Annotated in this window: 28 protein-coding genes; 18 read left to right on the top strand and 10 right to left on the bottom strand. The window is 70.6% G+C overall.

From position 1 onward, the window contains the following. The first annotated feature begins 70 nt into the window (after window positions 1-70). Window positions 71-655: an ABC transporter substrate-binding protein gene (locus tag VFR64_11145; protein ID HET9490296.1), complete on the top strand. Its 585-nt coding sequence runs from the start codon at window positions 71-73 to the stop codon at window positions 653-655. A 4-nt stretch (window positions 656-659) separates the two neighbouring features. Here VFR64_11145 and VFR64_11140 read toward each other — a convergent pair whose 3' ends face one another. The 3 genes from VFR64_11140 to VFR64_11130 are packed head-to-tail and all read right to left on the bottom strand — an operon-like array spanning window position 660 to window position 4,026. Further along, window positions 660-1,541 carry a universal stress protein gene (locus tag VFR64_11140; protein HET9490295.1) on the bottom strand — a complete coding sequence of 294 codons (882 nt, stop codon included), beginning with the start codon at window positions 1,539-1,541 and terminating at the stop codon, window positions 660-662. Beyond that, window positions 1,541-3,706, bottom strand: coding sequence for an acetate--CoA ligase family protein (locus tag VFR64_11135; GenBank protein ID HET9490294.1), 2,166 nt, complete (start codon window positions 3,704-3,706; stop codon window positions 1,541-1,543). Before VFR64_11135 ends, VFR64_11140 begins: the two co-directional genes overlap by 1 nt. Beyond that, the gene (locus VFR64_11130; GenBank protein HET9490293.1) at window positions 3,703-4,026 is read right to left on the bottom strand and encodes a cytochrome c; all 324 of its coding nucleotides are present in this window, start codon (window positions 4,024-4,026) and stop codon (window positions 3,703-3,705) included. The genes VFR64_11135 and VFR64_11130 overlap by 4 nt, the downstream gene beginning before the upstream one ends. 74 nt (window positions 4,027-4,100) lie before the next feature. Here VFR64_11130 and VFR64_11125 point away from each other — a divergent pair, with 74 nt between their 5' ends. Then, on the top strand, window positions 4,101-4,688 hold the full coding sequence (locus tag VFR64_11125) for a GNAT family N-acetyltransferase (protein HET9490292.1): 588 nt from the start codon (window positions 4,101-4,103) through the stop codon (window positions 4,686-4,688). Between the two features lie 19 nt (window positions 4,689-4,707). Here VFR64_11125 and VFR64_11120 read toward each other — a convergent pair whose 3' ends face one another. Genes VFR64_11120 through VFR64_11090 form a run of 7 tightly spaced genes read right to left on the bottom strand, consistent with a single transcriptional unit; the run spans window position 4,708 to window position 9,125 of the window. Next, entirely contained in the window at window positions 4,708-5,352 is a 645-nt protein-coding gene (locus VFR64_11120) for a CBS and ACT domain-containing protein (GenBank protein HET9490291.1), read from the bottom strand. A 7-nt stretch (window positions 5,353-5,359) separates the two neighbouring features. Continuing rightward, window positions 5,360-5,761: a DUF2267 domain-containing protein gene (locus VFR64_11115; GenBank protein ID HET9490290.1), complete on the bottom strand. Its 402-nt coding sequence runs from the start codon at window positions 5,759-5,761 to the stop codon at window positions 5,360-5,362. Between the two features lie 38 nt (window positions 5,762-5,799). Continuing rightward, window positions 5,800-6,246 carry a DUF6691 family protein gene (locus VFR64_11110; protein HET9490289.1) on the bottom strand — a complete coding sequence of 149 codons (447 nt, stop codon included), beginning with the start codon at window positions 6,244-6,246 and terminating at the stop codon, window positions 5,800-5,802. Between the two features lie 3 nt (window positions 6,247-6,249). After that, window positions 6,250-6,747, bottom strand: coding sequence for a YeeE/YedE thiosulfate transporter family protein (locus tag VFR64_11105; GenBank protein HET9490288.1), 498 nt, complete (start codon window positions 6,745-6,747; stop codon window positions 6,250-6,252). Then, window positions 6,740-8,152 carry an MBL fold metallo-hydrolase gene (locus tag VFR64_11100; protein HET9490287.1) on the bottom strand — a complete coding sequence of 471 codons (1,413 nt, stop codon included), beginning with the start codon at window positions 8,150-8,152 and terminating at the stop codon, window positions 6,740-6,742. The genes VFR64_11105 and VFR64_11100 overlap by 8 nt, the downstream gene beginning before the upstream one ends. After that, entirely contained in the window at window positions 8,149-8,691 is a 543-nt protein-coding gene (locus VFR64_11095; protein HET9490286.1) for a universal stress protein, read from the bottom strand. The genes VFR64_11100 and VFR64_11095 overlap by 4 nt, the downstream gene beginning before the upstream one ends. Further along, entirely contained in the window at window positions 8,688-9,125 is a 438-nt protein-coding gene (locus VFR64_11090; protein ID HET9490285.1) for a universal stress protein, read from the bottom strand. The genes VFR64_11095 and VFR64_11090 overlap by 4 nt, the downstream gene beginning before the upstream one ends. Before the next feature lie 332 nt (window positions 9,126-9,457). Between VFR64_11090 and VFR64_11085 the strand changes: the two genes are divergently transcribed. The 16 genes from VFR64_11085 to VFR64_11010 form a co-directional block, all read left to right on the top strand. Then, on the top strand, window positions 9,458-10,858 hold the full coding sequence (locus VFR64_11085; protein ID HET9490284.1) for a sigma-54 dependent transcriptional regulator: 1,401 nt from the start codon (window positions 9,458-9,460) through the stop codon (window positions 10,856-10,858). A 181-nt stretch (window positions 10,859-11,039) separates the two neighbouring features. Continuing rightward, window positions 11,040-11,525: a universal stress protein gene (locus VFR64_11080; protein ID HET9490283.1), complete on the top strand. Its 486-nt coding sequence runs from the start codon at window positions 11,040-11,042 to the stop codon at window positions 11,523-11,525. Beyond that, a complete protein-coding gene (locus VFR64_11075; protein HET9490282.1) occupies window positions 11,518-11,994 on the top strand; it encodes a universal stress protein in 477 nt (158 codons plus the stop codon). The genes VFR64_11080 and VFR64_11075 overlap by 8 nt, the downstream gene beginning before the upstream one ends. Continuing rightward, window positions 11,991-12,812 (top strand): biotin--[acetyl-CoA-carboxylase] ligase, encoded by an 822-nt coding sequence (locus VFR64_11070; GenBank protein ID HET9490281.1) that lies wholly within the window; start codon window positions 11,991-11,993, stop codon window positions 12,810-12,812. Before VFR64_11075 ends, VFR64_11070 begins: the two co-directional genes overlap by 4 nt. Before the next feature lie 24 nt (window positions 12,813-12,836). Then, the gene (locus tag VFR64_11065; protein ID HET9490280.1) at window positions 12,837-13,286 is read left to right on the top strand and encodes a universal stress protein; all 450 of its coding nucleotides are present in this window, start codon (window positions 12,837-12,839) and stop codon (window positions 13,284-13,286) included. A 104-nt stretch (window positions 13,287-13,390) separates the two neighbouring features. Then, complete coding sequence (locus VFR64_11060; GenBank protein ID HET9490279.1) at window positions 13,391-14,515, top strand: adenylyl-sulfate kinase; 1,125 nt, start codon at window positions 13,391-13,393, stop codon at window positions 14,513-14,515. Then, window positions 14,512-14,910: a response regulator gene (locus tag VFR64_11055; protein ID HET9490278.1), complete on the top strand. Its 399-nt coding sequence runs from the start codon at window positions 14,512-14,514 to the stop codon at window positions 14,908-14,910. The genes VFR64_11060 and VFR64_11055 overlap by 4 nt, the downstream gene beginning before the upstream one ends. 94 nt (window positions 14,911-15,004) lie before the next feature. Beyond that, window positions 15,005-16,678, top strand: a complete 1,674-nt coding sequence (locus VFR64_11050) for a multiheme c-type cytochrome (protein ID HET9490277.1) — start codon at window positions 15,005-15,007, stop codon at window positions 16,676-16,678. Between the two features lie 190 nt (window positions 16,679-16,868). Further along, window positions 16,869-17,516: a LuxR C-terminal-related transcriptional regulator gene (locus tag VFR64_11045; protein ID HET9490276.1), complete on the top strand. Its 648-nt coding sequence runs from the start codon at window positions 16,869-16,871 to the stop codon at window positions 17,514-17,516. Window positions 17,517-17,640: 124 nt separating this feature from the next. Further along, window positions 17,641-17,799 carry a hypothetical protein gene (locus VFR64_11040; protein HET9490275.1) on the top strand — a complete coding sequence of 53 codons (159 nt, stop codon included), beginning with the start codon at window positions 17,641-17,643 and terminating at the stop codon, window positions 17,797-17,799. A gap of 10 nt (window positions 17,800-17,809) precedes the next feature. Beyond that, entirely contained in the window at window positions 17,810-18,334 is a 525-nt protein-coding gene (locus VFR64_11035; protein ID HET9490274.1) for a cytochrome C oxidase subunit II, read from the top strand. 10 nt (window positions 18,335-18,344) lie between these two features. Beyond that, window positions 18,345-20,012, top strand: coding sequence for a cbb3-type cytochrome c oxidase subunit I (locus tag VFR64_11030; protein HET9490273.1), 1,668 nt, complete (start codon window positions 18,345-18,347; stop codon window positions 20,010-20,012). Then, on the top strand, window positions 20,012-21,442 hold the full coding sequence (locus VFR64_11025; GenBank protein HET9490272.1) for a cbb3-type cytochrome c oxidase subunit I: 1,431 nt from the start codon (window positions 20,012-20,014) through the stop codon (window positions 21,440-21,442). The genes VFR64_11030 and VFR64_11025 overlap by 1 nt, the downstream gene beginning before the upstream one ends. Beyond that, window positions 21,439-22,305: a heme o synthase gene (cyoE, locus tag VFR64_11020; GenBank protein HET9490271.1), complete on the top strand. Its 867-nt coding sequence runs from the start codon at window positions 21,439-21,441 to the stop codon at window positions 22,303-22,305. The genes VFR64_11025 and cyoE overlap by 4 nt, the downstream gene beginning before the upstream one ends. Further along, a complete protein-coding gene (locus VFR64_11015; GenBank protein ID HET9490270.1) occupies window positions 22,302-23,168 on the top strand; it encodes an SCO family protein in 867 nt (288 codons plus the stop codon). The genes cyoE and VFR64_11015 overlap by 4 nt, the downstream gene beginning before the upstream one ends. 2 nt (window positions 23,169-23,170) lie before the next feature. Next, window positions 23,171-24,514 (top strand): cytochrome b N-terminal domain-containing protein (locus VFR64_11010; GenBank protein HET9490269.1); only part of this gene is annotated, 1,344 nt, incomplete at its 3' end.

Here is a 24,514-nt window from a genome sequence, read left to right as displayed (position 1 = left end):
CACGAAAGCACGAGGGGCATGGCGAGCGGTCAGCTCCGCGCTCATCGCCGCACCGCAGGCGCCCGGTGAAGTGGTTCGCACGGCGCTCAATCGCGTCAACGCGTTGCTGATCACCGCCGAGTCCGTCTCCGGTTCGTCGAGCACGATACCCGGAGTTGTCCGCTACGAGCTTCGCAATCTCTCCACCGGCGTCTTCGACGTCGAGCACATGGCGCGAGGCGTGCTGTGGTGCCACTGGGCGGCCCGGACGCCCGCTGAACGCGCGGAGTTCGTTCGCCACTTCACCGATCTGCTCGAGCGCCTGTACGTCCCGCACGTGCGTCACAGTCGGTGGGTCAGCGTCCTGCGTTCGACCGACGTGATCGACGGCAATCACGCCACGGTCAAATGGAAGATCGGCACTCTGCGCATGACCGCCGCCATCGAGTTCCGGCTTCGCCTGCAGGACGGCCGCTGGAGAATCTTCGACGTCGTGCTCGATGGCCAGAGCTTCATCGCGGCGGGCCGTCAGGAGTTCGACCAGAAGATCCGGACCTCGTCCTATGCGGCGGTCGTGCGCGAGATGCCCCACTGGGACAGCCTCGCCTTCATCGGGCCGGACACGGCCCTGGCCCCCACGGCGGACGGGCCCGAGCCCGCCCGCCACGCCTGGTGAGCGCCTAGCGCACGATCAGCACGGGAATGCGCGAACGAGAGAGCGCGCCCTCGGCGGCGCTGCCCAGCAGCATACGGGCGACGCCGCCGGTGCCCCGGGCCCCCACCACGAGGACGTGGGCATCGCCGGTGCGGCAGGCCGCCAGCAACTCGTCGATCGGAATTCCCCATCGAATCGCGCTGCGGACGCTCCAGCCCGCTCGCTTGAGCACGGCGCTGGCGGCCGCGAGCTCCCGGCGGGCCGTCCGCGTCTGGGCCTCGCGGTCGGCCGCCAGCTGGCCGGCCAGGACACTTCGCACACCCGCCGGCATCAGTCCGAGGGAGCCGATGCGCAGGGGTTCCAACGCGCGCACGAGCATCACCTGACCGCCGCGGGGCGCCGGCAGCCTGGCCACGAAGTCGACCGCTCTCCGCGCGTTGGCCGAACCATCGATGCCCACGACCATGCGGCGCACGACTTCCGGCTGTCCCTTGACGACGAGCGTGGAGCAGGCGGCCTTGCGCACGACGTCCCGCGAGACGCTGCCCAGCACCAGCCGGCCCAGCGCTCCGTGGCCGCGGGAGCCGACCACGATGACGGCGGCACCGCGGGCTTCGGCCAGGATCGCTTCCACCGGCGGCTTGTCGAGCACGACGACCTCGGCGGTCGGCCACCGGCCCCGCAGCACCCGGCGGGCGGCCACCGCCACACGATCGAGGCTTTCATCGACCGCGGCCCACAGCGGTCCGGGCCACTCGGCGGCCAGGGGCGGACGCGACCGCGCCACCACCCCCAGCACCCGAGCCCGGGCGGGCCAGGGAAACGTGGCGGCCACGGCCACCGCGGCCCGTCCGCCCGCCGACCCGTCCGTCGCCACCACGACGCGAAATTCCTTCGCTCGCGCCATCAGTCTCTCCTCGCCACCGCCGCCGGGGGGCCGCCGGGCAGCGTCGCCGGGCTGGTTGTGGCGACCAGCGTGGCCCGGGCGTCGACGACGACCGCTCCGCGAGCGTCAACCACGAGCGGGTTGATCTCGACCTCCGACAGCTCCGGCGTCTCCGCCGCCAGCATGGAAAAGCGGCTGATCGCGTCCGCGAGCATGGGGAGATCGACCGGCGCTCTTCCGCGAGCGCCGGCAAGCACAGGCGCCATCTTGAGCTCGCCAAGCATCCCACGAGCCTCGTCCACTGTCACCGGTGCCAGCCGGGCGGCGGTGTCGCCCAGCACTTCCACGTAGACCCCGCCGAAGCCGACCACGACGACGGGGCCGAACTGCGGGTCCCGGACCGCGCCCACGAGGAGCTCCTGCCCCACCGGCACCATGGGCTGGACCAGAACGCCGCTCACGCGGGCCTCGGGCCGGCGCTGGGCGACGCGGGCCAGCATGGCGCTCGTCGCCTGCACGACGCTCTCGGCGGAATCGAGATCGAGGCTGATCCCGCCGGCGTCGGTCTTGTGGACGATATCCGGCGACACGATCTTGACGGCCACGGGAAAGCCGATGGCCTGCGCCACCCCCGCCGCCTGCTGCGGGGTCGTCGCCATTCGCCCGGCCGCGACACGAAGACCGTAGCCCTCGAGAAGAGGCGTGAGCTCGAGGAGGCCGAGGCCACCTGCCGCGGCGCGACGGAGCGCCTGCCGGGCTTCGGCGCCCCGGTCCGGAGCCAGCCGGGGCGCGGCGGCGCGACGGAGCAGCCGGCCCTCGGCCACCGTTGCCATTCCCGCCAGCGCGGTGACTGCCCGCTCGGGAAACGGGTAGCAGGGAATGCCGGCCTCTTCGAGGGCGGCCGCACCGGGCGCGACCCTGCCGCCTCCCACGAACGCCGCCACCACGGGAATCGTCCACCCTCGCGTCGCCCCGATGATGGCCCGGGCCACCTGGCTGGAGTCGGTTCCGGCCTGGGCCGTGAGGAGCACGAGCGCCGTGTCGGCGACATCGGCCGACCCCACGGCGTGCAGGGCGTCGCTGAAGCGGGCGGCGTCGGCGTCGCCGATCAGATCGACCGGGTTGGTCAGCCCGGCCGTCGCAGGCAACACCGCTCGCAACCGTCGCCGCGTCTCTTCCCCCAGCGTCGGTATGGTGAGGCGGACGTCGCGGGCGGCGTCCGCGGCCACGATGCCGAGGCCGCCCCCGTTGGTCATGATGAGCAGGCGACGCCCGCGCGGCAGCGGTTGGCTCTCCAACGCCCGGGCCACGTCGAAGAGCTCTTCGATGCGCGTCACCCGCAGGGCACCCGCCTGCCTCACCGCCGCCTCGAAGGCCCGGTCGGAACCGGCCAGGGCGCCGGTGTGGGACGACACGGCGCGCGCCCCCTCGGCCGACCGACCGGCCTTGAGCACCACCACCGGCTTCACCGTCGCCGCCTCGCGCAGGGCCTCGAAAAACGCCCGGCCGTCGGCGACGCCCTCCAGGTACGCGGCGATGACCCCCGTCTCGCCATCCGAGGCGGCTTCGCGCAACACGTCGGTCTCGGTCAGGTCAGCCTGGTTGCCGAGACTGGCGAAGAGCGAGAATCCCATCCGGCGTCCGCGGGACCAGTCGAGGATGGCCACGGCGAGCGCACCGGAATGCGAGATGAAGCCGATGCGCCCGGCCGGCGGCATGCCCGGCGCGAAGGTCGCGTTGAGCCGGCGAGCCGGCCGGATCCACCCGAGCGAGTTCGGGCCGAGGATACGCATCGGCTGATCCCGAAGCCAGGCGCGCAGCTCCGCTTCTCGCGCTTGCCCCTCCCCGGCCGTCTCCCGGAACCCGGCCGAGATGACGATGGCCCCGGCGACGCCCTTCCGCGCGCACTCCTTCAGGACCGGCAACACCTGGGGGCCCGGCACCGTGATGACGGCCAGATCGACCGGCTCCTCGGCGTCCAGGATGGAGGGCACGGCGCGCAGGCCCTGCACCGTCTCGGACCGCGCGTTGACGGGGATGATGCGTCCGTCGAACCGTCCCGACACCAGATTCGCCAGAACGCTGCCGCCGACCTTGGCCGGGTTTCGAGACGCCCCGACGACGGCGACGCTCCGCGGCTCGAAGAACGCAGCCAGAGAGCCCTTGCCTGGGGCCCGATCCGTCACCGTCGCGTCGCCAGGTAGGCGGCGAGGGCCTCGACCTCCGCCGGATCGAGCTCGAGCTTCGGCATATGAGCGTGGGGACGCTGGGCTTCGGGATCGGTGAGCCAGCGCGCCAGGTAGTCTTTCGAGTATTTGACGCCGACGCGGGAGAGATCGGGCCCGATCGGCGTGCCGAACCGGCCCACGGTGTGGCAGCCGTAGCAGCCCTGGACGCGGAACAGCCGCTCGCCTTCGGCCACGACCGCCGGCTGGTCCTGAGCCGCTGGCCGCGACGCTGCCAGCAGCACGAACCAGAGCGCGGCCGCGCCGGCCCGCCACGTCACCGGCTCGCCTCCATCGTCGTCGACCTCCTTCGGGTTGGCGCGGGGTCGGAAACCCTGCGACAATCGGGCGCGCCATGGTTCCGACCACGGCGGGTCTCGCCGGCTATCCACGCGAGCTCGAGCGTCTCGTCACGCTCCGCGACGGCACGCCGGTCGGCCTCCGGCCGATCCGCGGCGATGACCAATCGCGCCTCATCGAGCTCTACGACCGCCTCAGCCGGCACACGGCGTACCAGCGCTTCTTCACGGTGATGCGGCGCCTGCCGCCCGACTGGGCGAAGCTCCTGGCCACCGTGGATTACCGCCGTCGCCTGGCGCTCGTCGCCGAGCACGACGGGCCGCATGGCCCCGAGCTGGTGGCCGTAGGCCGCTACGAGCCGACCGACCGTGAGGATACCGCCGAGGTGGCGTTCGTCGTGCAGGATGGCTGGCAGAATCGAGGACTGGGAACCATCCTGTTCAAGGCCGTGCTCCAGGCGGCCGGCGCCCGAGGGATCCGGCGCTTCGTCGCCTACGTGCTGGCCGACAACCCGCGCATGCTCGACCTCATCCGGCGTTTCGCCGACGTCGAGCAGAGCCGGCTCGAACAGGGCGTGGTCGAGATCGTGTTCACGCCTCCGGCACAGGATGCCGCCGGCCGCCCGCGGACGGGCACCCCGTGAACGTGCTCGCCTCACGGGGTCAGCTCGGACGGCGGTAACCGTCGCGGACGGAATGCCCGGCCGCGGTCAGCGCGCCGACCACGCGGCCGGGATCGATGGTGGCGACGCGTAGGATCGCCTCTCGACGCCCGCTAGGGTCACGCAGGGTCACGATGCTCGAGATCGCGGCCCCCGCCTTCTCCACGGCGTCCACGATCCCGCCTAGCCCAGACCGCTCGTCCGCCAGCATCACGTCCACGCGGCTGGACGGCTCGCTGGCGCCCAGCGCCCGTACGAAGAGCTCCAGAATGTCGGTCTCGGTGACGATGCCGATGAGGCGCCCCGACTCCGTGACCGGCAACGCACTGATCTTCTCGGTGACCATGAGCCGGGCGGCGTCCTCCACCGCGAAGCTGGGGCTGATCGTGATCACCGCCCGCGTCATGATCTCGTCCACTGTCACCCTGGCCAGCAGGTACGCGAGCTCGTTCCGCACCAGGCTGGTGGCCGGCGACGCCATGGCCCGCTTGAGGTCGCGGTCCGACACGATCCCGACGAGCTCGTCCCCGGCGACCACGGGGAGGTGGCGGATGCCCCGCTCACCGACCAGGCGCATGGCCTCGGCCAGCGTGGCCTGCGGCGTCACCGTGACGAGCCTGGGCTGCATGACGTCCCTGATGAGCATCAGCGCCTCACGCCGGGACCTGGGCCTCGATCCATAGCTCCTTCAGGTCCTTGGGGAGCTGGGCGAGAACGTCTTCAGCCTCGCCGGGAGACAGCGACTCCTTGAGCGCCCCGAGCACGGCCAGGGTCATCCACCGCGCTTGTCGGATCGAGCCCAGCTGGGCCTCTTTCATCACCCGCTGATAGAACGCCGGGCGATGCAGCTTCTCGGGCTTCCTCCCGGCTCGCTCCCCCACCCGCCACACCTCCTGCAGCTCACGCGGCAGCTGGGCGACCAGCTGGTCGGCCTCCTCCGGGGTTAGCCGGTCTCTGAGGGCGTGGAAGACCGCCGCCGTCACACGCTTGACCTCGGCCGGACGGCGGTCGGCGCTGGCCGCCATGACGGCCCGATAGAACGTCGCCGTACGCATAAGCTCACGCCTCCTTCATCTGCGCGTCGTCCTGTCACCTACCGCGCCGTCAGTGGCGCCCGTCGGACCACCGGCGGCTCTCTCAGCGTCGACCGGACCCATCCGTACACGTAGGTGCCGAGCAAAATGCCGGCGACGGTGAAGAGCGCGACGATCTTGCCTTCGCCGATCTGCACGAGCGACGTGCCGGGACAGGCCCCGCTGAGGGCCCAGCCGGCACCGAGCACGAGACCGCCCCAGACCGCCCCGCGTTGCCATGGCTTGCGGCGCAGCTCAAGGGGGGCGCCCCCGATAGTCCGGTTGCCGCCGCGACGCAACAGCCAGAAGCCCAGGGCCGCCGTGGCGATGGCCGAGCCGATGACGCCGTACAGGTGGAACTCGGCGAGGCGGAACATTCCGGCGATCACGTCGTAGTCGGTCACGCGCGCCCGCGACAGGACGAATCCGAAGAGGACACCGAAGAGGGCGAACACGGGGCCCGGCATCGCTCAGTCCCCCAGAAGTGCGACCAGCAGGTTATAGACCACCACGCCACTCATCACGAACGCCACGGTGGCGACGAGGCTGGACACGGCGCCCTGGGCGATGCCCACGATGCTGTGCCCGCTGGGGCAGCCTCCGGCCCAGCGCGCGCCGGCGCCGATGAGGAGGCCGCCCACGAAGAGCACGCCTGCCTTGAGGGCCAGGGAGCCGCGGGTCAGCTCGTCGAGGGCGCCGAAGCCCAGCGTCGGGGCGAAGCCGCCGGCCAGCGCCGCGGCTAGCAGCCCACCGATGGGCAGGCCCAGGATGAAGGCGATCCGCCAGCGCGCCGCGTACTCGGCCTGCTGGAAGAAGGGCAGCCGCGACGTGAGCGCGCAGACGGCCCCGTAGCCGGTGGACACGCCCAGGGGCTTGCCGGTGGTCCAGGCGAGCAGGATCACCACGAGGCCGATGGCCGGGCCCGCGACCCACCAGGGCCACGGCGCGACGAAGATCGCGTCATACATGGGCAGGGCTCCTTTTCTCGGTCGAGATCGCCTGCTGGTCCCAGGCGGTGAATCCGCCGACCAGGTCCACCACCCGCGCCAACCCCTCCTGTTCGAGGATACTCGCGGCGATCGACGACCGGTACCCCGTTTGACAATAGACCACGACCGCGTGGTCTCGTGGCAGCTCGCTTGCGCGGGCTCGCAGATGGTTCAGAGGGACGTTGCGGCTCCCGGCGATGCGCTTGGCCTGCCACTCGGCGTCGGTGCGAACGTCCACCACCGCCGGGGGATCGGCGGACACCAGCTGCTCGGCCAGCGTGAGGGCGGTGACCCGCTCCGTTCGACGTAGCAGATCCGGGCGCCCGTCGAGGGCCTGCATCCCGCCCTCGAGGTACCCGGCGACGTGATCGAAGCCGATCCGCCCCAGGCGGAGGGCCGCCTCCAGCTCGCGTCCGGGCTCCGCGATGATCACGATGGGGCGCTCCCGGTCGAGGAGTGTCCCCGCCCAGCTGGCATACCGGCCGCCGAGGCCGATGTTCAGGGCCCCGGCCAGATGGGCCCCGGCGAAATCCGCCGGATCGCGGGCGTCCACGATCTGGCTTCCCATGGCCTGTCGCCGCAACACCTCGTCCAGGCTGATCGGCACCAGTGCGCGCTCGAGACTGCGCTGCAGCGTCGGCCGCTCTTTCCGGTTGAGAATCGCGTCGTACGAAAAATACTGCGGAGCTTCCGGTTGATCCGCGGTGACGAGACGGATGAACTCTTCCCGGCTCATCGGGCGGAGGGCGTAATTGTACTGTCGCTGGACGCCGATGGTCGACACCCGCTCGGTGCTCAGGTTCTTGCCGCACATCGACCCCGCCCCGTGGGCCGGGTAGATCAGCGTGGTGTCCGGGAGCGCGAGCAATTTGTTCCGCAGGGAGTCGTACAGCATGCTCGCGAGCTCCTCGGCCGTCACACCCATCGAGGCCATGAGGTCGGGCCGGCCGACGTCCCCGATGAAGAGCGTGTCGCCGGTCAGGACGGCGTGGGGAGTCTGGCGGTCCTTGGCCAGGTCGTACACCACGATGGACACGCCCTCGGGCGTGTGTCCGGGCGTTTCCAGGAATTCCAGGCGGACGGAGCCGAACTCGAGGCTGTCGCCGTCCTTGACCGGAGTGAACGGGTACTCGGCCTGGGCCCGGGCTCCCAGATAGATCCGGGCGCCGACCCGGTCGCGAAGCTCCAGGTGCCCGGCCAGAAAGTCGGCGTGAAAGTGCGTCAGAAACACGTGGCGGATGCGCAGTCCCCGCGCCGCCGCGTCGTTCACGTACTGATCCACGTCGCGCTGCGGATCGACCACCGCCGCCGTCTTCGTCCCTACGTCGGCGATCAGGTAGGACGCGTGCGCCAGACAGCCGAGATAGTACTGCTCGAGGATCATCGCCCCCGCTCCTCCCGCTGTTTGTGCTCGAGCGCCTCGCCGCGGATGCGGGCTCGGCATGGCTCGCAGATCAGGTCCTCGGACGGCCGGGCGCACACGGCACAGTGCTGCGGGCTGACGGCCTCCGCAGCCGCAGCCTGGGCCTCGGCCGGTTCACGCCGGGAGCGCGACGGCACGGTCAGCACCGGGCAGGACGCGGTGCGCACCACGCGCTCGGCCACGCTCCCGATCAGGGCCCGGCTGAAACCCGTGCGCCCGTGCGTCCCCACGACGATCAGGTCGATCGCGTGGCGCTCGGCGTAGTCGACGATGCGGTCGGCGACGGGGATGCCGGACTCGATCGCGGTCACCACGGGCACGTCGGCTCCCAGTTCCGCCGCCAGCGCCTGCAGCCGGGGCTGAGGCGTCGGGTCGGCGCCGGGCCAGACGACATGCAGCAGGTGAAGCCTCCCTCCGAACTGCCGCGCGTAGTCGCGCGCCGTACGAGCGGCCTGCTCCGACCCGGGCGAAAAATCCGTCGCGAAGAGGATCTGTTTCACTGCCCCCCCGGCCGATATACCAGGACCGGCACATGGGTCCGGCGACAGATCTGCTCGGAGGTGCTGCCCAGGATGAGCCGGCTCAGGGGCCCGCCGTGCCGCGTCGCCAGGACGATGAGATCGGCGCCGAACGTCTCCGCCTCCCGCACGATCTCCCTGGCGGGCTCCCCGAACCGGACGACGGCGTCAGCGGCGATGCCGGCCAGGCGGGCCGCCGTGCGCAGATAGTCGGTCCCCTCGGCCTCCAGGCGCGCCGTCTCCTGGTCGGCGAACGCGATGACGCGACCGTCGACGCCCTCGACGCTCTCGGGAACCGGAGCGACGTGGACGAATCGCACCGTGGCGCCTGAGCCGCGGGCGGCGTCCGCCACCACGGGGAGCACGCTCTCGGCTTCGGGGCTCAGATCCAGCGGGACGAGGATGCGTTTCGGCACGGGTGTGAAAGTCAGCAAGCCGGGTGCCACGACCTCAGGCCCACGAATTCGCGTCATTGCACGACACGTCGCTCTCGATCGCTGGGGCGCAGGTGACCCAATCGGACGCCGCGGGAGCCGACCGGGCCGCCTCACCTGAGGCGCGAACGGGACATCCCGAGGATCGCCGTCGCCCTGAACGGCCGCCGGCAAGCGACACTCTCCCGACGCCGAGCACGCGCCGAGGCGATGGGAGGACGCTCATAGCCTGCTCAGCATCGCAACGAGCGCGTGGCGGAGTTTTGATTACACTATCGGGGACCCGAGCTCAGCAGCCCCCGGGGGAATCGAGCATGAACGGCGAGCGTGTTCTGATCGTCGATGACGAACCCGACATGGTCGAGAACTGCACGCGCATCCTGCGGCGCGCCGGTTACCGGTGCCTCTCCGCGACCGATACCAAGCGGGCGGTCGGGCTCCTGGAATCCGAGCGGCCCGATCTGCTGTTGACCGACCTCAAGATGCCTGGCATGGACGGCATGGACCTCCTCCGCCGCGCTCGGGAGATCGACTCGACCCTCCCGGTCATCGTGATCACGGCGTTCGCTACCATCGAGTCCGCGGTGGCGGCCATCAAGGAAGGCGCCTTCGATTACCTGCCGAAGAACTTCTCGGTCGATCAGCTCCAGGTCTCCGTGGAGCGGGCCCTGCGGCAGCGGCGGCTGCAGGTGGAGAATCGCAACCTGCGTGAGCAGCTCCAGGAGGCGTTCGGGCTGGAGAACATCATCGGCCGCAGCCCGGCCATGGCCCAGGTCTTCGAGCTCGTGAAGAAGGCGGCCCGCTCCGAGGCTAACATCCTGATCCTCGGCGAGTCGGGAACCGGCAAGGAGCTGATCGCCCGGGCCATCCACGCCAACAGCCCGCGCGCGGCGCAGGCCTTCGTCCCCGTCGATTGCGCTTCGCTGCCCGAGAACTTGCTGGAGTCGGAGTTGTTCGGCCACGAGAAGGGCGCCTTCACCGGGGCCATCCGCAGCAAGCCGGGGCTCATGGAGACTGCCAGCCGGGGCACGCTCTTCCTGGACGAGATCGGCGACCTGCCGCTGCCGCTCCAGTCCAAGCTCCTGCGGGCCGTCCAGGAGCGCCAGATCCGGCGGGTGGGCGGCACCGCCCAGATCGACGTCGACGTGCGCGTGGTCTCAGCCACCAACCGCAATCTCCGGGAGGCCGTGGCCGCCGGCCAGTTCCGGGAGGAGCTCTACTACCGCGTCAATGTGATCGCCATCGAGCTGCCGCCCCTCCGCCAGCGGGCTGGCGACATCCGCCTGCTGGCTCACGCCTTCCTCAAGCGCTACGGTCAGGGGCGTGTCACCGGCATGGCCGATGACGCCCAGGCGGCGCTGGAGACCTACGCGTGGCCCGGTAACGTGCGCGAGCTGCAGAACGTCATCGAGCGCGCGTGCGCGCTGGCCGACGAGCCCATCGTCCGCCGTCGCGACTTGCCCGGCTACGTGCTGGAGAGCGGCCACGTCGAGGCGGGCATGCCGATGCCCTCAGCCATGCCAGCGGTCGCCCCCGGCGCCGCGACCGGCCGTACGCTGCAGGAGGCGCGGGAGGAATGGCTGCACACGCTGGAAGGCGCCTACCTGCGCGACCTCCTGGACCGTCATGGCGGCAACGTCTCGTCGGCCGCCAAGGCGGCCGGCATCGATCGCAAGACCTTTCACCGCCTCGCCAGCAAGCACGGCATCCGCTAGCCCGCCCATCTTCGAGCGCCACCGCGCCCAGGGCGCGGGGCGCGGCCGCCCCACAGGGACGTGACCACCCCAGTCGGCCCGTCGACGATAAATGCGAACATCGTGAATTTACGACCCTTTGGCGATGGCAGCCCCGTTGCTCATCCAGGCAGCAGGTGCCGACGTGCACCGGGGAGGTGGCATGAAGCCCGAACGAATCCTGGTTCCACTGGATGGCTCCTCGCTCGCCGAGTCAGCCCTGCCCGTCGCGGTCGACTTGCTGGCGGGCACGCCGAACTCGACCCTACTGCTCCTGCGCGCAGCCGAGGCTCTCGCGTTCCTGGGCGGCGACCCGATCGAGGCCCAGGTGCAGGTGGTGCGCGAGGCCGAGGAGTATCTCGATGCCGTGCGCGCGCGCCTGGCCGGATCGGGCGTCGCCGAGGTGAAGACGTCGGTGTGCTACGGGCCGGCCGCATCGTTCATCATCGAGACCGCCCAGGTCGCCAAGGCCGACATGATCGTCATGACCACCCACGGCCGCAGCGGTCTCAGGCGGCTGGTCTTCGGGTCGGTGGCCGAAGCGGTGTTGCGGGGCACCCGTACGCCGATCCTGCTGATCCGCGACGCCGCCGCCCCCCTGCACATGCCGGCTAGCGATGCCGCCATGAGGGAGGTGAGCCATGTATAAGCGCGCGCTGGTACCGCTCGACGGCTCCGACCTGTCGGCGGCGATCCTGCCGTTCATCACCCGGATCGCCGGGCCGCTGGACATGGAAGTGGTCCTTCTCCGGGTCGTCGAGCCCGTTCCCCCGCAGGTGATCGAGAGCTCGCGCTACGTCGAGATCGAGGACGTCGAGGGGCGCCTGGCGGAGGCCCGGGCGTACCTGAAGCCCATCGTGGGCGACCTCGCCGCCAAGGGCGTTCGCACCCGCCTGGAGGTGCGCCACGGCAATCCCGTCACCGAGATCGTCGCCTGCGCCCAGGCCGTGGACGCGGACCTCATCGCGATGACCACTCATGGGCGCAGCGGACTGGGTCGGCTGCTCTTCGGGTCGGTGGCCGAGTCGGTGCTCCGGCACGCCCAGATCCCCGTCTTCCTCATGCGGCTCACGGAGAGCCAGGTGCGCTCACAGGCGGCGCAGGAGGCGAATCGGTGAGCCGGGCCGTTGCCCTCGCCGCCGACCGGCTCAGCATCGCCGACATCCGGCGAAGCCGCACCACGACGACCGTGGGGCGCCACATCTATCTGTTCGGGGAAGTCGACTCCACCAACGCCAGGCTCAGGAACCTGGCCCAGGGCGGGGCGTGCGCCGGTACGGTGGTGCTGGCGGAAGGCCAGACGGCCGGTCGGGGCCGCCACGGGAACGTGTGGTTCTCGCCGAGCGGGGTGAACCTCTATGCCTCCGTCCTGGTGCGGCCGGAGCTGAGGGCGGGCGACCTCGGCGCTTACTCCCTCATCGCCGGCCTGGCCCTCTACGACGCCATCAAGCAGTTCGGCGCCACTCCCAGTATCAAGTGGCCCAACGACGTGCTCATCGCCGACAAGAAGGTGGGCGCGACCCTGCTGGAATGCGTGACGGACCGCGACGCGGTCGAGTACGTGATCTTCGGCGTCGGCGTCAACCTCAACGTCGAGCTGTCCGTCCTGCGCGCCGCGCTGGGCCCGGCGGGCGACTCCGCCACCACCCTGGCCGCGGCCACGGGGCATGCGATCGACCGTAATGCCTTCGCCGCGGCCTATCTCAATGCCCTCGAGCGCTGGGTATCCGAGTGGGACGAGCAGGGGTCCGAGGCCATCCTGACCGCGTGGCGGCGCCGCGAGATACTCGGCGGTCGGCGCGTCCAGGTCCAGGGCCCCGAGGCCGCCTGGGAAGGCCGGGTGCTCGGTATCGACGATCACGGCCGGCTGTGGATCGAGGACACCATGGGCCACCAACACGCCCTGACGGGCGAAGAGGTCCACATCAGTGATTGACCCGCACTCGCCACAGGAGGAGCCATGGTGAAGCCGATCCGCCGTATCCTGCACCCTTCGGATTTTTCGCGCGCTTCGCGAGCGGCTTTCGAGCGGGCGGTTGCGCTGGCCAAGAGCGCCCGGGGGCAACTGACGATCCTTCACGTCATGGTGCCGTTCGTGCCGATGATCGGCGACGGCTATGTCTCGCCCCAGGTGCTGGACGACGTGACACGGCGTCAGCGCGCCTACGCCGACAAGGAGATGACCAAGCTGGTGGCCAAGGCCCGGCAGGCCGGGGTGCGGGCCACCGGCCTCATCCTGGAAGGCATGCCCGCGGAGCGCATCGTGCGCGCCGCCAAGAGCCGGCGCGCCGACATGATCGTGATGGGCACGCACGGTCGCGGCGCCCTCGCCAAGTTCTTCCTGGGCAGCGTGGCCGGACGGGTGGTGGCGACTGCATCCTGTCCGGTCCTCACCGTCCGTGGGCGCTGAGGAGGTTCAGGAGTGCATGGGCCGGATGGTGCCCCGCGTCGTCGGTTCCGGCTCCCAAGCCGGGCAGCTGATGTCGTCACCGGCCCACCGCGGGTGACGCGGCCGTGAGCTGGGCGATCTGGATCACCGGCGTGCCGGGCAGCGGCAAGTCGGTCGTGGCCCGAGCCCTGGCGGCCCATCTGGCCACCCGGAGCCGCCCGGTGGCGGTGCTCGAGCTGGACGAGGTCCAGACCATCCTGACGCCGGCCCCGGCTCATACCGACCTGGAACGCGACCTCGTCCACCGGGCGCTCGTGTATATGGCCACGGTGCTGACGAATGCCGGTGTCGGCGTCATCATCGATGCCACGGCCCACCGGCGGGCGTGGCGGGACCTGGCCCGGGCGACCATCCCGTACTTCGCCGAGGTGCAGCTGCGCTGCCCGGTGGACGTGTGTCGCGCCCGTGGCACTCGACCCGTGGTCGCCGCCGTGCCCCCTCACATCCACCCAGCCGCAGGACGACCCGGAAGCACCGGGACCACCGTCGACGTCCCCTACGAGCCGACGTTCCACCCCGAGGTGGTAGTCGATACCGCCCGGGACGACGTGGCGACGGCCGTCGGCAGGATCGTCCCCGTCGTGCTCAACCTCACCGGGCCCGAGATCACCGCGCGCCGCCGCTATTCCCAGGCGGCGTGGGCGATCTGGATCACAGGGCTGCCCGGCAGCGGCAAGACGACGCTGGCCTCCGCCGCGGCCGAAAGGGTGTCGGCGCTGGACGTTCCCGTCGCCGTCCTGGAACCGGTGTCGGTCCATGAGGTCCTGCTGGGCGATCGCACCGGCCTGCCGTGGGAGGAAGATATCGTCCACCGCGCGCTGGCCCTGGCCGCCAGGCTCCTCACCGACCGCGGCATCCCCGTCATCATCGACGCCACGGCCCCGCGTCGCGAGTGGCGCCGGCTCGCCCGGGAGTTGATCCATCACTTCGCGGAAATCCAGTTGCTCTGTCCCCCGGACGTCTGCATGGCGCGCGAGCGGGTGGCGCGCTGGTGTCCAGCGCTGTCCGCGTCGAGCCGGCACGCGCAGGGCCGGGTCCGGACGGCCCCCGAGGTCGTCCTGGTCTACGAGCCGACGCCCGAGGCCGAGCTGACGCTACACACCGATGAGCAGGCGGTCTGGACCGCCGTGGCCGAGGTCGTCGCGCTGGCTCGGCGCCTGGATCGCGCCGCCTCCCGGCCGAAGCTGTGACCGCCGACAACCCGGCCACGGCGCCCGCCGTTCTCGTCGTCGACGACGAAGCGGACCTGCTCGGCACCTACGAGCGGATTCTGCACCGCATCGGCTATGCCGTCATCACGGCGGGGACCCGCGCGGCCGGGCTGGCGGCGCTGGAGGCGGCGTCGGTGGGACTGGTGGTCGCCGATGTCCGGCTGCCCGACGGCGACGGTCTGGATCTGGTCCGGGCAGCCCGTGACAGCCGGCTGTCTGTGCCGGCCATCGTCGTCACCGGCTACGCGTCGAAGGCCGGCCGCCGCGACGCCCTCGCTGCGGGAGCCGCCGCCTATCTGGCCAAGCCGTTCTCCATCTCCCAGCTGATCGCCACCGTGGAGAGCGTGCTCGGACGCGGCAACCATCGCCAGTAGAGCGTCCCGTCCCAACGGGCTTGCCGACAAACCCCCGCCCGTGCGATAAGGTGGCTCAAAGCAGCGCCGGAGGAGACTGCTGAGGGTCTTCCTTGTGTTCGTCGTCTGGGTGGCTGCGTGGCCGGCTGCTGCGCTCGCCCAGACTCCAGCCGAGCCCGGAGCCGATCTTTATATCCGCCGGGGCTGCCTCGGCTGCCACGGCGCCAGCGGACGCGGAGGAGTCGGTCCCACCCTGGCCAATAGCAAACTCAGCGTCGACGTCTTCATCCAGCAGGTCCGGAAGCCGCGGGGGATCATGCCGCCCTTTCCCGCCCAGGTGGTCAGCGACGCCGAGGTGCGCGACATTCACGCGTACCTGCAGGCCGTGCCGCCGCCGCCGGCCAAGATCCGCGCGGACGTCCCGCGCGGCGTCCTGGACCAGAAGACCTGCGCCGAATGCCATCGCAAGACCAACCCGGAGATCGTCCGGCAGTTCGAGACGAGCGCGATGGGACGCCCTGGCGTGCAGAATCGCCGCGTGACGTTCCCGCAGGCGCAGATGACCTGCGCCGGCTGCCACGGCACCGACCACGACGAGATCATGGCGACCAAAGGCCGGGTGCCGGAGACGACGTGCGGGGCCTGTCACCAGCAGATCTACAAGGAGCACGTGCTCGACGCCGGCCACTCCTACGGGCCGGGGCCCGGCGACCTGGGCATCAACTGGGAACGCAACATCGGCGTGCCGCACTACAAGCACATGCCGCGTAAGGTCATGGAGATGGGGTGCGATCCCTGCCACGCTCAGGCCGGCGCCACCGACGCCAAGTACTGGAGCGAGGAGGAGAAGAAGTACGTCGACACCTCGAGCCTGACCATCCGCAACGGCTGTATCGCCTGCCACACCCGGCACGCCTTCCACCTGGAAGAAGCCCGCAAGCCGGAGGCCTGCTACACCTGTCACATGGGCCCCGACCACCCGAACTACGAGGCCTACATGTCGTCGAAGCACGGGTCGATCTACGTGGCCCGCGGCAAGGACTGGAACTGGAACACCTCGATGACGCAGGCCCGCTGGGACGCGCCGACCTGCGCCTACTGCCACATGCTCTACGTCGGCGACGACGGGACTCGCACGGTCAGCCACAACATGACGCGGAAGATCATCTGGGGCATGGGGACGCAGGCGGCCCTGGGGGAGCTCAAGGACATCACGATCGAACCCGAGAATTTGGCCAAGCGGAACGAGATGATCAAGGTGTGCCTCACCTGCCACTCCGAGGACAAGGCCCGTGGGTATCTGGAGTCGGCGGACGCCCACAAGCTGGCCGGTGACGCCCTCGTCGTCGAGGCCCGCGACATCCTGAGCGGGCTCTATCGCGACGGCCTCATCCGGCCCAGTCACGCCCAGGTGTCGGCCGGGCTCCTGTCCGGACCGCGCTTCACTGCCGTCGAGCTGCCAGGCGGGCTGGCCTTCCACTCGCCGGCCAGCCTCTACTACGACGTCACGCCCATCGAGCGCGACTACTTCGACATGTTCTTCTTCTCGGCGCTCAAGAGCTACAAGGGCGCCTTCCACATGAGCCCGGACTACGCGTGGTGGTACGGCTACGCCGACGTGCTGGGCCACCTCGCCTCGATCCGCGACGAGGCCGAACGGCTCCGCTCGGCGGAAACGGTGCGCAAGCAAACGCTCTTCATGATCTTCACCGGCCCGCTGATGGTGCTGGCCGTGCTGGGTGCCGTCTACGGCGTCTGGCGGCTCTGGCACCGCCGGCGTCCGGCCTGACCGCCTCCGCTCTCGCGCACCCTCCATCCCCGCTCGACCGTCCGCCGCGCGGCCTGCCTGGGGCGGCCGTGTCGCAGCGCCGTGGTAGCGGCGCCCCAGGCGTCCATCCTGCCGCGCGGGAAAAAGCCAGCCTGGAGCGCCGATTACCGGCAGCCCGGAATGGTCCCCGCCTTGCACCAGCTGGTCGGCGATGCCCGGGCCGATACCTGCCAGCGGGGACACCTGGCTCGCCCGAGCCCTGGAGCGGGCGGGCGACGGCGCCTTCGTCGTCGGCGCCGACGGCCGCCTCCGTCTCTGGAACCGGGCGGCCGAGAAGATCCTCGGCTATCCAGCTCGAGAGGTCATCGGACGAGCCTGTTGTGAGGTCTTGCGCGGCTACGACGAGCACGCCAACCGCGTCTGCTACCCGGGCTGTCAGGTCACGACGCTGCTGGGCCTCGGCGAGTCGGTGCAGGCCTTCGACATGCGTACGACGACGAAGGCTGGCCGCCCGGTCTGGCTCAACATCAGCGTGCTGACCGCGCCCGGTCCGGGCTCGGGGGCCGTCAGCGTACACTTGTTTCGCGACGTAACGGCAACCCGAGAGCTGGTCCGCCTGGTTCACGAGCGCCTGACCGCGGCGGCCGAGCCCCAGGACCCGGCGGCCGAGACGCTGACCCGGCGGGAGGTCGAAATATTGCAGCTCCTCGCCCGCGGCGTGCGAACCGCCGACATCGCCGAGCGGCTGCACGTGAGCCGGGCCACCGTGAAGAACCACGTGCAGCACATCCTGGCCAAGCTCGGTCTCCACAGCCGGCTGGAGGCGGTCGCGTATGCGAACCGCCACCGCCTGCTCTGACCCGACCGCCCCCACCGCCACCTCCCGGCCGCGCCCCCCGCCGAATCCCGCACGGCCTATGACCTGTGTCATAAGCCGCCGCCGCGGTTCTCGTTACGCTGGCAGCGTGGTGAAGGAGGGAGTCATGGCCACTGAGGATCGAGAGCCGCAGTCGCGCCCGCCGCTCATGCAGGCCGTCTTCGACAATCCGTTCATCCTGCTCGTGATCGGCCTGGCCGTTCCCATCGTCTTCTACACCATCTGGGGACTGCTCGAGATCGCCAGCATCCCGCTGGCCCGCTGAGGAGCGCGCCATGAGTCTCCAGACGCTGCAGGGTGTGTGGTGGAAGAAAGTCGATCCCTCCGAGAAAGTGTGGATCGGCATCGCGCTCGTCTGGTGTCTCGTGCTCTTCGCGATGATGCCGCTGTGGCACCTCACCGGAAAGCAGAACCCGTCGTTCGAGACCTACCGCATCACCGCCGCCGGCTTCCAGGACAAGGTCGAGGCCTTCGTGGCGAAGCACAAGGTGGGCGAGGACAGCGGCGTGCCCGTCGTGGCCGCGCCGCCCGGCGAGGACGTGTACATGCTGGGCCGGATGTGGGCCTGGTACCCCGTGCTCAAGTTCAAGAAGGGCGAGACCTACCGGCTGCACCTGTCATCGACGGATCTCGTGCACGGCTTTTCCCTCTTCCCGCTCAACCTGAACTTCATGGTCCTGCCCGGTTACGAATACGTGCTGACGGTGACGCCGACCGAAGCGGGCGACGTCTACGCCGTCTGCAACGAGTTCTGTGGCATCGGGCACCACACCATGGTCGGCAAGATCATCGTGGAGTAGGAGGACCAGCATGGACGCGTCGGCCTTCCGCACCTGTGCCCACACCGGCTTCCGGGTCCACCTGACCGCCGAGCGCCTCATCAAGGTCCACGCCGTGGCCGGCGTGCTGGCCATCCTCTTCGGCGGGATCGCCGCGCTGCTGGTCCTGCTCACGCGGTGGCCGGCCGTTCACCTGCTCGATCCGACGATGTATTACCGCGCCCTCACCTTCCACGGCATCAACATGCTGATCTTCTGGATCATCTTCTTCGAGATCGCCATCCTCTACTTCGCCGCGCCCATCGTGCTGGGCAGCCGCGTGGCCTGGCCGCGGGTGGGCTGGGTGGGGTTCGGGCTGATGGTGGCGGGCTCGCTGCTCATCGACGTGGCCGTGCTGCGGGGCGGTGCCGACGTCATGTTCACCTCCTACGTGCCGATGCAAGCCGTGCACTACTTCTACCTGGGCTGGATCCTGTTCGCCGTCGGCGCCCTCGTCGGCGTGCTGAACTTCTTCGCCACCCTGGTGGTGGCTCGGGCCGAGCGGACCTATCAGGGCTCGATCCCGCTGGTGACGTTCGGGGCCCTCACGGCAGCCATCATCGCCGTGGTCACGCTGGCCCACGGCGCGATCATCTACATCCCCACCTGGCTGTGGTCGCTCGGTATCGTCCAGAACCTCGACGCGGGCATGTACCGCCTCCTCTGGTGGGGACTCGGCCATCCCTCGCAGCAGATCAACGTTGCGGCGATGGTGTCGGTCTGGTACCTCCTGGCCACCCTCACGGTGGGCGCCACGCCCGTCAACGAGAAGGTCAGCCGCTGGGCCTTCGTGCTCTACATCCTCTTCATCAACCTGGCCTCGGCCCACCATCTGCTCGTCGATCCGCAAGTGTCGCCGGCGTGGAAGATCTGGAACACCTCCTATGGCATGTACCTCGCCGTCCTCGCCAGCATGATCCACGGGATGACGGTCCCGGCGTCCGTCGAGGTGGCCCAGCGGCGGCACGGCCTGTCGAAGGGACTCTTCGAGTGGCTGGCCAAGGCACCATGGGGGAACCCTGGGTTTGCGGCCCTGATGCTGTCGCTGGTGCTCTTCGGCTTCATGGGCGGCATCACCGGCGTGACCTTCGGGGCCGAGCAGGTCAACATCATCTCCCACAACACGCTGCGCATTCCCGGCCACTTCCACGCCACCGTCGTCGCCGGCACCACGCTGGCCTTCATGGGCCTCACCTACTACGTCGTGCCGCTGATCTGGCGCCGGCGCATCGTGGCTCCGCGGCTGGCCACGTTCCAGGTCTACGCCTTCGGGCTCGGGGTGGCCGTCTTCTCCGCGGGCATGACGACGGCCGGATCGTACGCCGTGCCCCGGCGCCACTGGGACGTGCAGTTCACCGGCGCGATGTTCCAGCCACCCGTCGAGGCCGCCGCCTTTGTCTTCCTCGGGATCATGGGGCTGGGTGGGCTCCTGGCCGCGCTGGGCGGGGCTCTCTACGTCGGCCTCACCGTGGCCTCTGTCTTCTTCGGCCGCCGCATCCCCGACCAGGCCGGGCAGGTGCCCCTGGCCGCGATCCCCTCTTCCATGCGCCACACGCCCATGTCGGGCACGATGGTGCTCGTCCTCGTCTTCCTGGCCGCGTTCGTCATCTACTACTTCCTCAACTGGAAGTGGCTGGCTGCCATCTGGATGGTGCAGTGATGGCGCCCCGGCTCGCGGCGATCGAGCTCGAGAAGCCCTCGCGCTCGGCGGCTGGCCAACTGCCGCGCGCCGTTCCGGCCGCTACGCGACGGCTCCTCACGGCCTGGCTCAGCCTGGCCCTGGGCTCCCTGGTGGCGGCAGGGATCTTCGCCATCCTCGTCGCCTTCGCGCGCACTCCGGCCGTGCAGCTGCTCGGCTCGTCGGCGGGCCTGTTCCACCTGGCCCTGGTCGCGCACGTGACCTTCGCGCTCACCATCTGGTTCGTCGCCTTCGCCGGCGTGCTGTGGGTCTACGCCGCCTGGCGCTCCAACTACGAGCTGTCGGGCGCGCTGTCGTGGGCGGGCTGGGGCGCCGCGGCCGGCGGGGCGGCGCTCATCGCCGTGCCCGCGGCCATGGCGATGGGCGCCCCTTATCTGAACGATTACATCCCCGTGATCGACCACCCTCTCTTCTGGACCGGGCTGTGGGCGGCCTTCGCCGGCGCCGCGCTCCAGGCAGGCGCGTATCTCGCCGCCTGGCGGCGCGGGCGCCGTCGCGCCGCCACCGTCGAGCCGCTGGAGGCCACGGCGCTGGCCATCGCCGCGATCGCCGTGATCGTTGCCACGGTGATGCTCGGGGTTACCTGGATCCGGCTCGACTTTGCCCAGCCCCGGATGCTCCAGCTCCGCGCGCTGTTCTGGGGCGCCGGCCACCTCTTCCAGTTCACGCACACGGCCGGGATGATCGCGGCCTGGGGCATCGCGACGTCGATCGCCCTGGGCGCTCCGCAGGGGCCGGCCCGCGCCCGCGGGGCCCTGTGGGCCTACGCGCCCTTCATCCTCGCCGTCGCCGGCGCGTACCTCGTCTGGTCTCCGGAGGCGCTACTCACCAATCGCGTGGTCACGTGGGTGACGTTCTCCGGCCTGGGCGGGCCCACGCTTCCCCTGGCCCTCGCCGTCGCAGTGGCGATGGCCCGCGCGCCCCGGCCGCTGCCGTGGGCCAGCCCGCTTTTCTCGGGTACCCTGCTCTGTTTCGCGCTCTTCGCCGTGGGGGGCGTGATGGGCGTGATCGGGTTCAGCCAGGACACGCGCGTGCCCGCCCACTACCACGGGATGGTGGGCGCCGTGACCCTCGCCTACATGGGGCTCGCGCCGGCCCTGCTCGCGCTGACGGGCCGGCAACCGTGGAAGCCATGGCTCACGAAGCTGCAGCCCTACCTCTACGGCCTCGGCCTGCTCGGGATCATGATCGGTCTGCACTGGGCGGGCGCGCGCGGCGCTCCCCGCAAGAGCGTGGGGTTTTCCTGGGCCGACGCCCAGGCCCTCGTCGCCATGAACCTCATGGGGCTAGGCTCCGCGCTGGCCATCCTGGGGGGCCTCGCCTTCGTCCTCAACATCGGCTTGCCGCTACTCCGCAGGCCGCCTGTCCCGGCCCGGGCCGGCACGCGATGATCGCCGCTTACGTCGAGTCGCTGAAGCTTCGGATCGGCGTCTTCATCGGGATGGCCGCGGTGCTGGGCTATCTGGGCACGGTCCCCGGCACGCCGGCGCCCGGTGCTCTCGGGCTGCTCTTCGTGATCACCGTCGCCGCCGCCGCCGGCGCCGGGGCCCTGAACCACTACCTGGACCGCGATATCGATGCCCTGATGCGCCGCACCGCCCGGCGGCCATTGCCCTCGGGGCGGATCGCTCACCCCTGGCACGTGGTGGCGCTCGGCCTGGGGCTGGTCGTGATGGCCGTGGCTGCCGCGGCGTGGGCCCTGCATCCGCTGGTCGCCCTGCACGTCTTCCTGGGCGCCTTCACCTACGTCGTGATCTACACCGTCTGGTTGAAGCGCCGGTCCTGGCTCAACGTCGTCATCGGCGGGCTGGCTGGCAGCTTCGCCGTCCTGGGCGGCGGCTCCCTGGCCCGGCCCGAGCTCTGCCTGCCCCCGGTGATTTTCGCCGGCGTCCTGTTCTTCTGGAGCCCGTCGCACTTCTGGAGTCTGGCCATCGCGTACAAGAACGAGTACGCGGGAGCTCGAATCCCGATGCTGCCGGCGGTCAAAGGGGAAGCGCGGACGGCCCGGTCGATTCTCGTCAACACGCTCGGCCTCGTCGGGCTCGCCGCCCTGCCGCCCGTGCTCGGCCTCGCCGGCGCCGCGTATGTCGTGCCGACGGCGCTGGGCAGCGTCTACCTCCTCGGACGTAACGTCCAACTGTTGAAGTCGCCCGCCGACCGGCGGCTCGCGCTGCACGCCTTTCACGCGGCCAATCTCTGGCTGGTGCTGCTCTTCGCGGGTGTCGTCGCCGACACCTGGTGGCGGTTGGCGTGACCCGCTGGTTGCGCCATCCCCTGTTCGCGCCCGTCCTCGCGCTGGCCGCGCTGGCGTGGGGCACCGGCGTCATCGTCTTCCTTCTCATCGGCCCGGACATGGGTGGCTGGGCCCACACGGTGCTGACCACCTGCTTCGGCTGGAATGCGAGCACGCGCGCCTACCGGATGGACGCAATACTGTTGACAACGCTGGAGCCTCCGCTGTTCGCCCTCGTCGTCGCCGCCTTCTACAGCGAGGAGCTCCGCGCCTTCGCGCGCCGCCCGGGCGGCCGCGCGGTGAGCAGTGTGGCCGCGCTCGGCTTCCTGATCGCAGTCGTGGCCCTCCTGCTCGGCGGCGGCGTGGCGGGCGGAGTGGCGGCGGCGGGTCGGGTTCCCGTCAGGGAGGGCCGGCCCGCGCCCCGGGCCGTGCTGACCGATCACCGGGGCGAGCGCTTCGAGCTTGGTGCCCCGCTGGGCCGGCCCGTGGCGCTGACGTTCGTGTACGCGGACTGCCACGCCTCGTGCCCGGCCCTCATCGCGAGGCTGAAGGCGGTCGAGGCCCGGGTTGCCGGGCGCGCTCTGTTCACCGCCGTCACGCTGGACCCCGAGCGCGACACCGTCTCCGCGCTCGCCGACACCGCCGCCCGGTGGGCGCTGGGGGACGCCTGGCGCCTGCTCACTGGCGATCGGACCGCCATCGACCGCCTCCTCGCCGCTCACCGCGTCGGCGCCGAGCGACTGGCCGGTGGGAGCATCGCACACGAGAACGTCGTCGTCCTCATCGACCGCGCCGGTCGTGTGGCCTTCACGTACCGCGGCCTGAGCTACCCGCCCGCCGAGCTGGCGCAGGCCCTCGAACGCCTGGTCGCCGAGCGGAGCTGATCGTGTTTCAGCCCGGCCAGGTGCCGGTACTCCCCAGAGCCCCCTCGATGCTGGCGCCCCGGCCGCCCGAGCCCTGGCCGCGCCGGGCGCTGTTCCAGGCCGGCAGCCTCTACCAGCACCTCGAAGCCACGGTGGACCGGATCGTCTCGGCGCCGCTCAATCCGCTCTACCACACGGGGACGATCGCCGTGTTCTCGCTGGCCGTGGCGACCGTCACGGGGATCTACCTCTTCGTCTTCTACCGGGTCGGCACCGGCGCGGCTCACGCCTCGGTGGAAGCCATCGTCGCCCAGCCGCTGGGCATCGGTGCGCTGATACGCTCGCTCCACCGCTACAGCTCGGACGCCGCCCTCCTCGCCGCCGCGCTGCACGGGCTCAAGATGCTGCTCAACGACCGGTTCGGCGGCGCCCGCTGGATCGGGTGGGTCACCGGGCTGGCGTTGATGGCGCTCGTGTGGTTCACCGGCGCCACGGGCTACTGGCTCGTGTGGGACGTGCAGGCGCTCGTGCTGTCGATGACGACGGCCCGCTTTCTCGACGTGCTGCCGTTCTTCGCCGAGCCCATCGTCCAGACGTTCCTCAGTAACGACCGGATCCAGAGCTTCTTGTTCTTCATCGTCCTGTTCCTGCACATCACGGTACCGCTCCTGATCGGCGCCTTCTTCTGGTTGCACGTGATGCGGCTGAGCCGCGCGCGCTTCCTCCCCCCGCGGGTCGTGTTGGCCGTGACCGGCGTAGCGCTGCTCCTGGCGAGCCTTCTGCGCCCCGCGCTCTCCGGACCACCGGCCGACCCCGCGCTCCTGCCCGGCACGATTCCCGTGGACTGGTTCTACTTCGCCTACTTCCCGCTCACCCGCATGGATGCGCGCGCCGGGTGGGCGATCGTGACCGGCGCCGGAGTCCTCGCCTTCTCGCTCCCCTGGCTCCTGGGCGGCCGCCGCCGGGCCGTGGCTCGCGTGGAGACGTCGGCCTGCACCGGGTGCACCCGCTGCTACAAGGACTGCCCGTACGACGCGATCATGATGGTCCCCCGCCGTGACGGCGTGCGGTACAAGACCCAGGCCGTCGTCGACCCGGGGCGCTGCGTGGGGTGCGGGATCTGTGTCGGCGCCTGTGACACGGGCGGGATCCTCCTCGGCGGCGAATCCGTGCGGGTGCTCACCGGCGCGGTCACGGGTCGCCTGGTCAAGACGCGCGCCGACGCCGTCCAGAAACCCGTCCTGGTCTTCGCCTGCCGGCTCATGCCCCACCTGGCGCCGCGGATGCAGGCCGACGGGGGCTTGCCGGTCCCCGGGGCGACCGCGCTGGGCTTGCCCTGCGTCGGGCTCTTGCACCCGGACATGATT

This window comes from Candidatus Methylomirabilota bacterium (assembly GCA_035709005.1).
Classification (GTDB): Bacteria; Methylomirabilota; Methylomirabilia; order Rokubacteriales; family CSP1-6; genus 40CM-4-69-5.
This window is presented reverse-complemented; position numbering and strand designations above follow the sequence as displayed.

Excerpts from the sequence above, each read along its gene's own strand:
- VFR64_11140 (HET9490295.1), bottom strand. The coding sequence starts at position 1,541 with ATGGCGCGAGCGAAGGAATTTCGCGTCGTGGTGGCGACGGACGGGTCG.
- VFR64_11125 (HET9490292.1), top strand. The coding sequence starts at position 4,101 with ATGGTTCCGACCACGGCGGGTCTCGCCGGCTATCCACGCGAGCTCGAG.
- VFR64_11120 (HET9490291.1), bottom strand. The coding sequence starts at position 5,352 with ATGCTCATCAGGGACGTCATGCAGCCCAGGCTCGTCACGGTGACGCCG.
- VFR64_11115 (HET9490290.1), bottom strand. The coding sequence starts at position 5,761 with ATGCGTACGGCGACGTTCTATCGGGCCGTCATGGCGGCCAGCGCCGAC.
- VFR64_11110 (HET9490289.1), bottom strand. The coding sequence starts at position 6,246 with ATGCCGGGCCCCGTGTTCGCCCTCTTCGGTGTCCTCTTCGGATTCGTC.
- VFR64_11105 (HET9490288.1), bottom strand. The coding sequence starts at position 6,747 with ATGTATGACGCGATCTTCGTCGCGCCGTGGCCCTGGTGGGTCGCGGGC.
- VFR64_11100 (HET9490287.1), bottom strand. The coding sequence starts at position 8,152 with ATGATCCTCGAGCAGTACTATCTCGGCTGTCTGGCGCACGCGTCCTAC.
- VFR64_11085 (HET9490284.1), top strand. The coding sequence starts at position 9,458 with ATGAACGGCGAGCGTGTTCTGATCGTCGATGACGAACCCGACATGGTC.
- VFR64_11080 (HET9490283.1), top strand. The coding sequence starts at position 11,040 with ATGAAGCCCGAACGAATCCTGGTTCCACTGGATGGCTCCTCGCTCGCC.
- VFR64_11075 (HET9490282.1), top strand. The coding sequence starts at position 11,518 with ATGTATAAGCGCGCGCTGGTACCGCTCGACGGCTCCGACCTGTCGGCG.
- VFR64_11065 (HET9490280.1), top strand. The coding sequence starts at position 12,837 with ATGGTGAAGCCGATCCGCCGTATCCTGCACCCTTCGGATTTTTCGCGC.
- VFR64_11045 (HET9490276.1), top strand. The coding sequence starts at position 16,869 with ATGCCCGGGCCGATACCTGCCAGCGGGGACACCTGGCTCGCCCGAGCC.
- VFR64_11040 (HET9490275.1), top strand. The coding sequence starts at position 17,641 with ATGGCCACTGAGGATCGAGAGCCGCAGTCGCGCCCGCCGCTCATGCAG.
- VFR64_11035 (HET9490274.1), top strand. The coding sequence starts at position 17,810 with ATGAGTCTCCAGACGCTGCAGGGTGTGTGGTGGAAGAAAGTCGATCCC.
- VFR64_11030 (HET9490273.1), top strand. The coding sequence starts at position 18,345 with ATGGACGCGTCGGCCTTCCGCACCTGTGCCCACACCGGCTTCCGGGTC.
- VFR64_11025 (HET9490272.1), top strand. The coding sequence starts at position 20,012 with ATGGCGCCCCGGCTCGCGGCGATCGAGCTCGAGAAGCCCTCGCGCTCG.
- cyoE (HET9490271.1), top strand. The coding sequence starts at position 21,439 with ATGATCGCCGCTTACGTCGAGTCGCTGAAGCTTCGGATCGGCGTCTTC.